The organism is Flavivirga jejuensis (assembly GCF_030540765.1).
GTDB lineage: Bacteria > Bacteroidota > Bacteroidia > Flavobacteriales > Flavobacteriaceae > Flavivirga > Flavivirga jejuensis.
The window spans coordinates 775,560-788,391 of the sequence record NZ_JAUOEL010000002.1 but is presented as its reverse complement, the minus strand read 5'-3'; the positions used below and the strand labels follow the sequence as shown (position 1 = coordinate 788,391).

The following is a 12,832-nucleotide window of genomic DNA, read 5'->3' as shown; positions in this document are numbered from 1 at the left end:
CCAAAATATTTAATATGCAGTTTGCTGGATGTTAAGTTTTATTATTATGTTATTATGATTTGATTATTTATTTTCGATCCAAAGTCTGGCATTCACAAAAGCTTCTAACCAAGGGGATACTTCGTCCTTACGACCATCAGGGTAATTAGCCCAATTCCATTGGAATGTAGAACGTTCTATATGTGGCATGGTTACTAAATGTCTTCCAGATTTGTCAGATAGCATCGCTGTATTAAAATCGGACCCATTTGGGTTATGAGGATATTCTGCATAGCCATATTTTGCAACAATATTGTATTGATCTTCAGTATATGGCAAATCAAACTTTCCTTCACCATGAGAGATCCAAACACCTAAAGTAGTTCCAGCTAAAGTAGATAACATTACAGAATCATTCTCTTGTATTTTTACAGATGTAAAAGCACTTTCGTGTTTATGTGAATTGTTATAAGTTAGTTTTCCATGAACATCATGATCTGGATTTATAAGGTCTAATTCCATCCAAAGCTGACAACCATTACAAATACCAACAGATAAGGTGTCTTCTCTTGCAAAGAAGTTTTTAATAACTTTATTAGCCTTTTCGTTATATTTAATAGCACCTGCCCAACCTTTGGCAGAACCTAAAACATCAGAATTACTAAAGCCTCCCACGGCTCCTAAGAACTGGATATCTTCTAAGGTTTCACGACCAGATATCAAATCGGTCATATGTACATCTTTTACATCAAAACCAGCTAAATACATAGCGTTTGCCATTTCGCGTTCAGAATTACTTCCTTTTTCACGAAGTATAGCAGCTTTAGGACGACTTGTCTCCTCGAGCGCATGAGTTTTCGACTGCGCTTGACCTGACAGCATATCTTCTAACTTCCCAGTAAACTGTTTTGGAAATGTGTATTGTAAAGGTTGATTTTTATAATTGTTGAATCTATCTTCAGCTAAACCATTTGCTGTTTGTTTTTGGTCTAATAAGAACGATGTTTTGTACCAAACATCTCTCATGTCAGCAATGTTAAAAGAGAAATTATCTTCGTTGTTTTTGATATTTAAAGTTGCAGAGCTATTTACTGTTCCTATATTAAAAAACTCAATTTTATTTTCTGACAAAATAGTTTCTATTGCTGCATCACCTTGAAAAACAATTCCTGAATTTTCAGAGAATAAAATTTTTATAGAATCTTCTTCATTTAAAGCAGAAATATCAAAATCAGCACCTAAATTAACATCAGCAAAGCACATCTCTAACAATGTGGTGATTAAGCCACCAGAAGCAACATCGTGTCCAGCAGAAATTTTATCAGCTTTAATTAAATTTTGAATCGTATTAAAAGTGTCTTTTACAAACGTTGAATTTTTTACATCAGGCGCTTCATTTCCAATAGTATTTAAAACCTGGTTAAAAGAACTTCCTCCTAATTTAAAGGTATCTTGAGATATATTAATATAATAGATGTTTTGACCATTTTGTTTTAAAACAGGTTCTACAACTTTAGAAATTTCGTTACAATTTGCAGCAGCAGAAATAATAACAGTTCCTGGAGAAATAACGTCTCCATCTTTATATTTCTGTTTCATAGAAAGTGAATCTTTTCCTGTTGGAACATTGATTCCTAAATCTATCGAAAATTCTGAAATAGCTTTAACAGCCTTATATAAACGAGCGTCTTCACCTTCATTTTTACAGGGCCACATCCAATTTGCAGAAAGAGAAACAGCTGCTAAATTATTTTTTAAAGGCGCCCAAATTATATTCGTTAAAGCTTCTGTAATTGAATTTCTACTTCCTGCTTCTGGATGAATTAATCCAGAAATAGGCGAGTGGCCAATAGACGTCGCAATACCTTCTTTTCCGTTATAATCTAATGCCATAACACCAACATTATTTAACGGAATTTGTAAAGGTCCAACACATTGTTGTTTGGCTACTTTACCACCAACACATCTATCTACCTTATTCGTTAACCAATCTTTACAAGCTACAGCTTCTAATTGTAAAACTTGCTCTAAATAGATTTGTAAGTTCTTGGTTTTATATCTTGAGTTTTTATAATTTCTTTTAACAGTTTTATCTGTTAAAATAGTTTTAGGAGAACTTCCAAACATATCTTCCATGGCTAAGTCCATTGGTTTATTACCTTTGGTTTTAGATTGGAAGGTAAAACGATCGTCTCCTGTAACATCACCAACAGTATACATTGGAGAGCGTTCACGATCGGCTATTTTATTTAATGTTTCTATATGTTCTTCTGCAATAACAAGGCCCATACGTTCTTGAGATTCATTACCAATAATTTCTTTATCAGAAAGTGTTGGATCTCCAACAGGTAAAGCATCTAAATCTATTTTACCACCCGTATCTTCAACAAGTTCAGATAAACAATTTAAGTGACCACCTGCACCATGGTCGTGAATAGATACAATAAAATTCTCATCACTTTCCACCATACCACGAACAGCATTGGCAGCACGTTTTTGCATTTCTGGGTTAGAACGTTGTACGGCGTTTAACTCGATACCCGAAGAAAATGCACCAGTGTCTGCAGACGATACCGCTGCACCACCCATACCAATACGGTAATTTTCACCACCAAGAATAACTATTTTATCACCTGTTTTTGGTGTGTCTTTTAAAGCTTGATCAATTTTACCATAACCAATACCTCCAGCTTGCATAATAACTTTGTCGAAACCGAGTTTTCTTGCTGTCGATGTACTAGAAGCAGCATTTTCTTGGTGCTCAAAAGTTAATACGGAGCCACAGATTAGAGGTTGTCCAAATTTATTACCAAAATCTGATGCACCATTAGATGCTTTTATCAAAATATCCATTGGTGTTTGGTATAACCAATCTCTTGCTTCAAATTTTTCTTCCCAAGGTCTGTTTTCTTCTAAGCGAGAATAAGAGGTCATGTAAACAGCAGTTCCAGCTAAAGGAAGCGACCCTTTACCTCCTGCAAGCCTATCTCTAATTTCTCCACCAGCTCCTGTTGCAGCCCCATTAAAAGGCTCTACAGTTGTTGGGAAGTTATGTGTTTCTGCTTTAAGCGAAATAACAGATTCAAATTCTCGAGTGGTGTAATAATCTGGAACATCGGCACGTTTCGGTGCAAATTGTTCCACTTTTGGGCCTTTTACAAAAGCGACATTATCTTTATATGCAGAAACAATATCGTTTGGATTTGCTTCTGATGTTTGTCTAATCATTTTGAAAAGCGAAACAGGCTTTTCCTCTCCATCAATAACAAAAGTGCCGTTGAAAATTTTATGACGACAGTGTTCTGAATTTACTTGAGAGAAACCAAAAACTTCAGAGTCTGTTAATGGTCTGCCTATTTTTCTAGAAACATCTCCAAGATAAGCGACTTCTTCATCACTTAGCGATAAACCTTCTTGTTTGTTGTATTTAGCAATATCTTCAATTTCAAGAATAGATTCTGGTTGAATATCTATGGTAAAAGAATTTTGATCTAATCCATTGAATTTCTCCGAAATCATAGGATCGAATGCTTTAAAATCTTTAGAAACGGCTGTAAATTCTTCAATTCTAATAATATCTGAGATTCCCATATTTTGAGTGATCTCCACAGCGTTTGTACTCCAAGGGCTTATCATTGCTGCGCGCGGACCAACAAAAAAAGCATCGAGAGATGCTTGTTCTATTTTTGGCTGCTTGCCAAATAACCACATTAATTTTGATGTGGTTTCAGTTGATAATTCTTTTGTTGTTTGAACAGCAAATACTTTACTGGTTACGTTTCCAAAGAAATGAATCATTATGTCTTAATTTGTGAGTGTTTAAAGAAAGTGCAAATTTACTTCTTTTTAGTTGAATTTCTTGTAAAAATATAATAGGTAAAATAGCGAGTTATTCACGAGGTTTTAAACAAAAAATAAATTTGTTTTATAAAAAAAGCAAACCATTAGGTTTGCACTTATCTCGTTATTTTAAAATGTGTTAGGAAATCCCTCTATATGGGAAGTGTTTTGATATTGCTCAATGTTTTTTTTGCTAAATATGTTTTTTCTGGAAACAATTCTTTTCCTTTAATATCTTTAGCAATAGCAGATATTCTTTCTTTTGCCGTTTTAGACATAGATACCACTTTTGTTGCTTTTAGTATTTGTTCTTTACTTTCCATATTTTTCTAAAATCTTAAACAGACTCTATACAAATTTACTTTATTTTTTCTTAAAAACCAAAATGCCAACATATTCGTTATTAGGGATATATTGCGTTAGGATCGCTTTTTTTTCGTTTTTTAATCCAAAAAGAATGTACTCTTTACTTAACGCAACGAAGTTTTTATTTATATAGTATCTGTAAGTTTTAATTCTCCTGTTAAAATTTTTACAGAGTTCTTCACAGTTCTTTTTACAATTAGCTTCACAAAGTTCTTTAAATTTATGAGCACTATCACTCCCTTGAATCCAAATAGAGGCCTCTTCGTTTTCTTTAAAGAATTTTGGAATGGTATTAAGAACGGTACTGAATACTTTTCTCATGTCTCCATTATTACTATTAGAATCATCAAAAATGTTGCCATTTTCTTCATCATAATCTCCAAATCCTAGATTATAAATTACTTTTCCGTTTCTTTTGGCAACAGGAGTATATTCGATGGCTTTAATTATCGATTTATGTCCTCTGCTTTCAAATAAATACTGAATTTTTCTTGTTCTAGATTCAAGCAGTTCGGTTTTATAAGCAGGTATGTTGTTCAATATTTGAGACTTTAATACTCAAAGGTACTATTTTTCATATAAATTAATACTCTAAATTAATACCGTTTATATAGATCGAAATATTAAGAGTTGTTGTCATTTCTGCTCAGGAATGACAGGAACCTAAAAATACTTTTTAAGTATAGAATCCACAGACCCATAATAAGAACTACCAAATAAATTTAAATGAACTAAAAGGTAGTACAATTGATAGATTTCTATCCTATTAGACGTATTCTCATCGCTTTTTAATTTGGAGTAGTAAGCATTATAAAAAGAGTCACCAAAACCTCCAAACAATTTGGTCATGGCAATGTCTACTTCGTGATGTCCATAATAAACAGCAGGATCAATTAGGTATGGTGTGCCATCTTTGGAGATGAGGTAATTACCACTCCATAGATCGCCATGTAATAATGTTGGTTTTATATCTGTAAATAAAGGCTTTAAGGTGTTTTTTATTTTTTGTAGAGAGGGACATGCGCTTTTTGAAAGTAATTGTTTTTGTTTGGCTAGTTCAAGTTGGTATAGTAAGCGTTCTATAGCATAAAAATCTACCCAAGTTACGTGTGGTTTGTTTTTTTGATATAAACTACCAATAAAATTATCTTGATTTAAACCAAAATGTTCCGAAGTACATTTGTGTAATTTAGCTAATTGATGTCCTAAATTTTTAAAATCTTCAGATGAAGGTGGTTTATTTTCGATAAATTCTAAAAGTAGAAAAGCATAATTTTGAAAAGTTTCGCAAGCTAAAACTTTTGGTGTTTTTATAGTATTTGTTTCATTAATTGATTGAAGTCCGTAAGCTTCTGTTTGAAACATTTTTACGGCATTGATAGCACTGTTTAATTTTAAAAAATATGATTTGTTTGGAGTATCAATTTTATATGCTTTTGAGATATCGCCACCGTGAATCTCAGAAACTCTAACAATAGATTCGTTTAAAATATTTGATAGGCGTATTTTTAAATCGTTATTCATGACTTAAAAATAAGAAAGAACCATGATATAATTGATTTAAACTAGATATATGAATCGTCTGTGTTTTACGAATTCCTTTCCAAAAGCGCCATATAAAACCCATCAAACCCAGATTTGTGAGCCAATACTTTATTATCTTTTATAAGTGTGAAATTAGTTCCAGCTTCCGATTTTAAGAATGTTTTTACTTGTTCTTGATTTTCAGATGGCAATATAGAACACGTAGCATATACTAATTGTCCGCCAACTTTTACCATTCTAGAATATTGTTGTAAAATTTCTTGCTGAGTTTTCTTTATTTTATCTATAAAATCGGGTTGTAATTTCCATTTAGCATCTGGGTTACGACGTAGTACACCAAGTCCAGAACAGGGAGCATCAATTAATACACGATCTGCCTTATCATAAAGTTTTTTGATGGCTTTAGTAGATTCTATAACTCGATTTTCAATGTTATGTGCGCCATTTCGTTTTGCTCTTCGCTTTAACTCGTGCAACTTATTTTCATAAATATCCATGGCAATAACTTGGCCTTTGTTTTCCATTAAAGAAGCTATGTGAAGCGCTTTTCCTCCTGCACCAGCACAAGCATCAACAACACGCATACCAGGTTTTACATTTAAAAACTCAGCTACTAATTGAGAAGAAGCGTCTTGTACTTCAAAAAAACCTTTTTTAAAAGCTTCGGTACTAAAAACATTAGCGCGTTCTTTAAGTTTTAAAGCACTAGGATGATTAGGAACAAAATCTGTTTCAATATCTAGATCAAATAATTCGGTTTGTAATTTCTCTTTAGTCGTTTTAAGTGTATTTACTCTTAAAATAACATCTGCTTGTTTATTTAAAGCTTCTATTTCTTTGGTCCAAAGGGCAGCTCCTAATTCTTTTTCACCTATAGCATCCATCCAATCTGGAATAGACTCTTTAGATTTTCTAATTTTAGAAAGTTCGTCAAAACGCCCTTTTATTTTACGAGAAGGTGTGCCTTCAAAATATTTCCAATCGGGTAATTTTATACCTTTTAGTGTTGCCCAAACAGCAAATATACGCCATAGATTATCTCTGTCGAAAGGTTCTTTAACTTCTGCAATTTCAGCATATAAACGTTTCCACCGTACTATGTCGTAAGTGGTTTCAGCAACAAAAGCTCTATCACGAGCTCCCCAACGTTTATCGCGTTTTAAAAGTTGTTGAATGACTTTGTCGGCATATTTCCCTTCATTAAAAATTAAGGTTAATCCGTCTATAACAGAAAAGCATAAGTTTCTATGTAATCGCATGATATTTTTAATAAGGCTGCAAAGTTACGTTTAATTCATCAATTAATTTCTTAATTTGCGCGTATTAAAGAATGTGTTTGGAAGAAGAAAATTTTATAAATGACTTAATTGAAAGAAAACAATCGGCTTATAGTAAGCTAATTGACAGTTTTCAACAAAAAGTATTTGCTACTTGCATATCATTTGTACCAAATAAAGAAGATGCCGAAGATATTGCTCAAGATGTTTTTGTTGAGGTTTTTAACTCGATTGGAAAATTTAAAGGCAATTCTAAGTTATCTACCTGGATATATCGCATTACTACAAATAAATGTTTAGAGTTTATAAGAAAAAAGAATACTAAAAAACGTTTTGCTTTTATGCAATCTATAATGGGTAACGATGTACCCATGGATAAAAGTAAATACTTTACAGAGATGAACCATCCTGGAATCATTTTAGAGAATAAGGAGAAAAGTGAAACATTATTTCTTGCTATAAATCAGCTGTCTGAAGAGCAAAGAGCAGTATTTACGCTTAGTAAAATAGATGGAATGAGTAACAAAGAGATAGGAGAGGTTATTAATAAAAGTGTGTCTTCTGTAGAATCTTTAATGTTTAGAGCAAAGAAGAATTTGCAAAAAATATTAGAGAATTTTTATAAAAATGAAAAGTAACGCAAGTTTTTAAAAATTATTGCATCTAAATATAAAATGGAAAAAAATACAAACATAAAAGACAAGATTGAAGCTACTTTTAATGCTATAGAAGCTATTGAACCAGTAACTGTTTCTCCCTTTTTTAAAGATAAAACCATGCAGCGGTTGTTTGAAGAGAAGGAAGAGGTGTCGTTAATAGAATCTTGGTTTTCTCCTAAGTTACAATTGGCAACATTGGTTTGTGTTATAGTTTTAAATGTAGTAGCGTTCACGCAATTAAATTCTAATAAATATGATAGTGATATTAATGAGTTTTCAGAAACATATGGATTCTCTTCAGATTCGAATGCATCATTATTTAATTAAATAAAAGATTATGAAAAAAAACGTACTCTTATATATACTACTAGTATTTTTAATAGTGGTTAATGGTTTTTTTCTATTTAATTATATAGGGAATTCTGATAAAATAGATAATAAAGAAAGACCTAAAGGTCCTGCTAATTTTATCGTTAAACAATTAAATTTTGATGATGAGCAAATGCAACAATTTGAGGAAATTAATAAAAAGCATCATCAACAAATGAGGCGCATTAGTGATAATAACAAGAAATTGAAAGATGCTTTGTTTAATAGAATATCGGATATTTCTTTAAAAGAAAATACAGTAGACTCTATTACAACTTTAATAGGTGAAAAAGAAAAAGAAAAGGGAGAAGTCATTTTTTATCATTTTAAAAGTATTCAAGCATTGTGCAATGACAAACAAAAGAAAAAATTTAAAAGGATAATTAATGATGCGTTGCATAAAGGAGATAAACCTGAAGGAAGACCAGAGGGAAGACGAGAAGGAAGACCAGAAGGAAGGCATGGTGAGCCACCTCCACCTAGGCATTAAGAGGATCTATTTATATATTTAAGGCTTTCATGAAAATGAAGGTCTTTTTTTGTTTTAAAGAATAAGAAACGGTTTAATTTTTATTCTTAGGCTTCATTCTGCAGCTAAATTTCTTTAAATAGCGATGCTATTCGCCTTTATTTTGCCTTGATTGAGAACGTAATCCCCCAAAACTAATTCGAAAAACAAAACTTAAACAGTTTCTAAATGGTTCTTAAAAAATACCATACAAGCTTTTAAAGTTTAAACCACTTCAAGATCAAACAGAGCACTTTGGCACAATTAATTACAGATATAAAGGTTTTGAAAAAGGAGTGATAAAAATTGATTTTAAAAAAAGTTACGATTTGGTGCAAGTTTTTTTTTAAAAGTGCATCTAAAAGACTAATGATAAATATACCATGATGAAAATTAGAAAAAATGCGCTAGTAATTAGTCTTTCATTTTTAGTAATTACTTTAGTGTTATTAAATATTATAGTTGTTTATTCATAGAATAAAAAATAAAACTTATGAAGAATTTAAAAAATCTATTAATTCTACTACTATTAACGGCTATTATTTTTATAGGTTGCTCTAATGAAACAGAAGAAGAGTCTGTGACTATGATAGAAGAAGAAGTTGAGGATACAAATTATGATATAACTTCTATTCTTTCAAAGTTTGAAGGAACAGGATTGTCTTATGCTGTAAATGGAGATATCGTGACATTCACAACAAAAGATTTACCCAATCATACAAGTCCATATTGGCCAATAAACAATTCATTATACGAAGCTTATAATGGTACAAATTCTAATTGGAATCAAAATCCAAATGTAATTAGTGAGCAGAACATTGTATTTACAATTTCGTTGCATCCAGCTGAGGCGGCAAATAAACAAGCTACAGGCTTAGGACCGATTGGTATTTCAAGAAATGGCATCGTGTTTTTTAATCAGTATGCAGGACCAGACCAACCTTTAACGAATGAAATTAATTCATTTGATCAATGGTTAGGTCACCCAACTGGGACGGATATATATCATTATCATATTGAACCCACATATTTAACTAACGAATTTGGAGAAGATGCTTTTTTAGGTCTTTTAGCTGATGGATTTCCCGTTTATGGCCCTGTTGAAAATGGAAAAATTATAACAAATGATGATTTAGATGTGTATCATGGTCATACATCAATTACTGCTGACTTTCCTGATGAAATCTATCATTATCATATAACTAGTGAGGATCCATATATTAATGGCAATGGCTATTTTGGTACACCAGGAAATATTTCTAGATAATTGAAGTTTAAGCCTAAATATATCATTATACTATCTGTTTTTTTTATTGCTTGTATTAGCGTAGAAAAACCATTAGTAATAGATGGATCAAATCCTGGCTTGATTTTAGTGAATGGTGTTTTGAAATTGGATGATATACCATTCTCTGGGCATTTGAATATGTATTACCCTAACGGACGTTTAAAGTCTGATATTCAATACTCCAAAGGTAAAAAACATGGAAAGGAAATGCGTTGGTTTATAGATGGAGACTTGGCCATGGAACGGTTTTATACAAATGGTTTTAAGTCGGGAATTCATAAAGCATGGTGGGAAAATGGAAACCAAAAGTTTGAATACTATTTTAATGATAAAGGGGAGTATCATGGTAGTGTAAAGGAATGGAGAAAGACAGGTAAATTATATATGAGTTTTAATTATGTAAAAGGAAAAGAATCTGGAAGTCAGCGTCTTTGGAAATTAGATGGTAGTATTAAAGCTAATTATGAAGTCGTTAAAGGAGAACGGTTTGGTTTAATAGGGTTAAAAAAATGTTATACGGTAACTACAAATAGTGACGAAATTAAATGAGGTATTATATTTTAATAGTATTCGTTTTTATTGTTACATCTTGTAAACACAAACAGGAGGAAAGTAATGAGGTAATGAAATTACCTTATTTTAATAGCAGTGACTTTACACCAGAATGGGGAAAGGCGAGGCATAAAATCCCAGAGTTTTCCTTTACAAATCAAGAAGGAGAAACGGTTACTAATAAAACTTATGAGAACAAGATTTATATAGCAGATTTCTTTTTTGCGAGTTGTCCAGGTATTTGTCCGAAGCTGACTGAAAATATGAGCAATCTTCAAGAAGTTTATAAAAATGATGAAGATATTATGTTACTCTCGCATACAGTAATGCCTTGGAAAGATTCAATTCCTGTTTTGAAAAAATACGCACAAAAAAATCATGTGAATGTTAAAAAATGGCATTTAGTAACTGGAGATAAAGATGCGCTTTATAAAATTGCAAGAACGGGTTATTTTGCAGATGAAGATTTTATAAAAACACAGGATGAGAGTAATTTTATACATACCGAAAATTTTATTTTAATAGATAAAAAAGGGTATATACGGGGTGTCTATAACGGCACTTTAGAGATTGACGTAGATCGTTTAAAACGACATATAAAGATTTTAAAAAGAGAAGAAGGTTAAGTTTGTTTTGACAGATGTCGTGTCGGGTGAAAGGAAATATCACACATAAGAGGGCAAATGATTATTTAATATATTATGGAATATCTTGCTTTTGTTCGGCATGACTAAAATTTGGTTTTTTTGATTTTGAGTAAATCCTGAAAATTATCTGGATATCCATGTTTTTTGTAAAAGCTTCATGATTCTTCATGGAGCTTTTCTATTTTTATAGAAATTTAAGTTTCATGAAAAAAGTATTTGTATTATTACTAGTAACAATTGTTATTTTAGGATTTAAAGAAAGTGATTTATTTAAATCTCGAAAAATTAATAAGGTTGAAATTGAAACGATTATAAAAGACTCATTGTTAAATGTAAGAGCTTTGGAAATTATTGATAGTACTGACTTTTGTGTTTTTTTAACTTCTAAAGGAAACATGGGGATTGTAACAACAAAAGAAGATGCAGCACCCGATAAAAAAATGATGTATCCTATTAAAATTAAAAGCGATTCGATTACGCCTAATTTCAGAGCTTTAGCAGGAAGAAACAAGCATGGGTATGGTTTAAGTATAGGGTCACCTGCTTTGTTGTTCAAGTTAGATATAGGAAAAGATTATATAGTATATCGAGAAGATCATCCTAAGGTTTTTTACGATTCCATGGATTTTTGGAATGACGATGAAGGTATTGCTATTGGAGATCCTACAGATGATTGTATGAGTATTATCATTACCCGAGACGGTGGTGCAACTTGGACTAAATTATCATGTGATGATTTACCAAAAGCTAAAGAGGGGGAAGCTGCTTTTGCTGCAAGTGATACTAATATTGCTATTGTAGGTAATAATACTTGGGTTGCCACAGGAGGAAAGTCGAGTAGGGTTTTATATTCTCCCGATAAAGGGAAAACATGGGAGGTTTATAATACACCAATAGTACAGGGGTTAGAAACAACAGGTATGTATTCTATTGATTTTTATGATGCCCTTCATGGTTTTGCTATTGGTGGTGATTATACAAAACCAGATGATAATACAGCTAATAAGATTAAAACGGTTGATGGAGGTAAAACATGGGAGTTGGTTGCTCAAAATGAAAGTCCAGGGTATAGAAGTTGTGTTCAATATATACCAAATAGAGCAGGGAAGGAGCTAGTTGCTATTGGGTATAAAGGAATTGATTATAGCAACGATTCTGGGAACTCATGGAAACATTTAAGTGATGAAGGCTTTTATACCATTCGATTTTTAAATGATTCTATTGCCTATGCGGCTGGTGCTGGAAGAGTCTCTAAATTAACTTTTAGGGAATAAAAAAGAAGGTTGACAAATATATTTTATAGGGCAATTAATTTAAAAAGTAGATAAACAATGATTTTTTATAAAATCGTTTTATTTCTTCTTTTTATGTTCTTTCTTTTTATAATGATCTAATATTTTTCTTTTAAAATCCTCCTCAGCGACTTTTAATAAAATTATTTTTTTTGGTGAAATAATTTTCAACAATTTAGAAGATAATTCCATACGATGTTTGTGTAACGTTTTTTCAGCTTCATTTAATTTAGTAATTAAATTTCTGGCTTTTTCATCTGTCATGGTATCTATATTATTTCTTATTTCTTTACGAACACTTCTAATATCCTGATACTTTATTTTAGATGTAATCTTATCATAGTTATTATAAACTGGCCAAAATTGTTGAGCTTCTTGCTCTGTTAAATCCAATTTTTCTGTAATAAATGAAATTTTTAGTGCTTTTATTTTCTCTCTCTGTTGTTGCGCTAATATATTTAGCGAAAAGAAAAACAATAATATGGGGAGTATGATTTTTTTCATGGTGTT

Annotated in this window: 13 protein-coding genes; 7 read left to right on the top strand and 6 right to left on the bottom strand. The window is 31.6% G+C overall.

Going from position 1 to position 12,832, the window contains the following annotated elements; genetic code table 11:
• Positions 1-63 precede the first annotated feature (63 nt).
• The 5 genes from purL to Q4Q40_RS08320 all read right to left on the bottom strand — a co-directional run bounded on the left by purL (position 64) and on the right by Q4Q40_RS08320 (position 6,989).
• Positions 64-3,777, bottom strand: coding sequence for a phosphoribosylformylglycinamidine synthase (gene purL / locus Q4Q40_RS08340; protein ID WP_303301329.1), 3,714 nt, complete (start codon positions 3,775-3,777; stop codon positions 64-66).
• Positions 3,778-3,971: 194 nt separating this feature from the next.
• Positions 3,972-4,142, bottom strand: a complete 171-nt coding sequence (locus Q4Q40_RS08335; protein ID WP_303301328.1) for a hypothetical protein — start codon at positions 4,140-4,142, stop codon at positions 3,972-3,974.
• Between the two features lie 40 nt (positions 4,143-4,182).
• Positions 4,183-4,725 carry a DUF6934 family protein gene (locus Q4Q40_RS08330; protein ID WP_303301327.1) on the bottom strand — a complete coding sequence of 181 codons (543 nt, stop codon included), beginning with the start codon at positions 4,723-4,725 and terminating at the stop codon, positions 4,183-4,185.
• Between the two features lie 123 nt (positions 4,726-4,848).
• Complete coding sequence (locus Q4Q40_RS08325; protein WP_303301326.1) at positions 4,849-5,709, bottom strand: fructosamine kinase family protein; 861 nt, start codon at positions 5,707-5,709, stop codon at positions 4,849-4,851.
• Positions 5,710-5,774: 65 nt separating this feature from the next.
• A complete protein-coding gene (locus Q4Q40_RS08320; protein WP_303301325.1) occupies positions 5,775-6,989 on the bottom strand; it encodes an RsmB/NOP family class I SAM-dependent RNA methyltransferase in 1,215 nt (404 codons plus the stop codon).
• Positions 6,990-7,060: 71 nt separating this feature from the next.
• Here Q4Q40_RS08320 and Q4Q40_RS08315 point away from each other — a divergent pair, with 71 nt between their 5' ends.
• The 7 genes from Q4Q40_RS08315 (at position 7,061) to Q4Q40_RS08285 (ending at position 12,304) form a co-directional block, all read left to right on the top strand.
• Positions 7,061-7,645 carry an RNA polymerase sigma factor gene (locus Q4Q40_RS08315; protein ID WP_303301324.1) on the top strand — a complete coding sequence of 195 codons (585 nt, stop codon included), beginning with the start codon at positions 7,061-7,063 and terminating at the stop codon, positions 7,643-7,645.
• Between the two features lie 36 nt (positions 7,646-7,681).
• Positions 7,682-7,993, top strand: a complete 312-nt coding sequence (locus tag Q4Q40_RS08310; RefSeq protein WP_303301323.1) for a hypothetical protein — start codon at positions 7,682-7,684, stop codon at positions 7,991-7,993.
• A 10-nt stretch (positions 7,994-8,003) separates the two neighbouring features.
• Positions 8,004-8,525: a Spy/CpxP family protein refolding chaperone gene (locus tag Q4Q40_RS08305; RefSeq protein WP_303301322.1), complete on the top strand. Its 522-nt coding sequence runs from the start codon at positions 8,004-8,006 to the stop codon at positions 8,523-8,525.
• Positions 8,526-9,036: 511 nt separating this feature from the next.
• On the top strand, positions 9,037-9,810 hold the full coding sequence (locus Q4Q40_RS08300; protein ID WP_303301321.1) for a YHYH protein: 774 nt from the start codon (positions 9,037-9,039) through the stop codon (positions 9,808-9,810).
• Entirely contained in the window at positions 9,811-10,380 is a 570-nt protein-coding gene (locus tag Q4Q40_RS08295; protein ID WP_303301320.1) for a toxin-antitoxin system YwqK family antitoxin, read from the top strand. It begins immediately after the preceding gene.
• Positions 10,377-11,009 carry an SCO family protein gene (locus Q4Q40_RS08290; RefSeq protein ID WP_303301319.1) on the top strand — a complete coding sequence of 211 codons (633 nt, stop codon included), beginning with the start codon at positions 10,377-10,379 and terminating at the stop codon, positions 11,007-11,009. Before Q4Q40_RS08295 ends, Q4Q40_RS08290 begins: the two co-directional genes overlap by 4 nt.
• A 224-nt stretch (positions 11,010-11,233) precedes the next feature.
• The gene (locus Q4Q40_RS08285; RefSeq protein WP_303301318.1) at positions 11,234-12,304 is read left to right on the top strand and encodes a WD40/YVTN/BNR-like repeat-containing protein; all 1,071 of its coding nucleotides are present in this window, start codon (positions 11,234-11,236) and stop codon (positions 12,302-12,304) included.
• Between the two features lie 78 nt (positions 12,305-12,382).
• On the opposite strand, the gene Q4Q40_RS08280 is transcribed toward Q4Q40_RS08285, so the two are convergent.
• Positions 12,383-12,826: a sensor of ECF-type sigma factor gene (locus Q4Q40_RS08280; RefSeq protein ID WP_303301317.1), complete on the bottom strand. Its 444-nt coding sequence runs from the start codon at positions 12,824-12,826 to the stop codon at positions 12,383-12,385.
• Positions 12,827-12,832 lie beyond the last annotated feature (6 nt).

Coding starts and splice junctions, on each gene's coding strand:
- Q4Q40_RS08335 (WP_303301328.1), bottom strand. CDS start 4,142: ATGGAAAGTAAAGAACAAATACTAAAAGCAACAAAAGTGGTATCTATG.
- Q4Q40_RS08315 (WP_303301324.1), top strand. CDS start 7,061: ATGTGTTTGGAAGAAGAAAATTTTATAAATGACTTAATTGAAAGAAAA.
- Q4Q40_RS08290 (WP_303301319.1), top strand. CDS start 10,377: ATGAGGTATTATATTTTAATAGTATTCGTTTTTATTGTTACATCTTGT.
- Q4Q40_RS08285 (WP_303301318.1), top strand. CDS start 11,234: ATGAAAAAAGTATTTGTATTATTACTAGTAACAATTGTTATTTTAGGA.
- Q4Q40_RS08300 (WP_303301321.1), top strand. CDS start 9,037: ATGAAGAATTTAAAAAATCTATTAATTCTACTACTATTAACGGCTATT.
- Q4Q40_RS08310 (WP_303301323.1), top strand. CDS start 7,682: ATGGAAAAAAATACAAACATAAAAGACAAGATTGAAGCTACTTTTAAT.
- Q4Q40_RS08280 (WP_303301317.1), bottom strand. CDS start 12,826: ATGAAAAAAATCATACTCCCCATATTATTGTTTTTCTTTTCGCTAAAT.
- Q4Q40_RS08325 (WP_303301326.1), bottom strand. CDS start 5,709: ATGAATAACGATTTAAAAATACGCCTATCAAATATTTTAAACGAATCT.
- Q4Q40_RS08320 (WP_303301325.1), bottom strand. CDS start 6,989: ATGCGATTACATAGAAACTTATGCTTTTCTGTTATAGACGGATTAACC.
- Q4Q40_RS08305 (WP_303301322.1), top strand. CDS start 8,004: ATGAAAAAAAACGTACTCTTATATATACTACTAGTATTTTTAATAGTG.
- purL (WP_303301329.1), bottom strand. CDS start 3,777: ATGATTCATTTCTTTGGAAACGTAACCAGTAAAGTATTTGCTGTTCAA.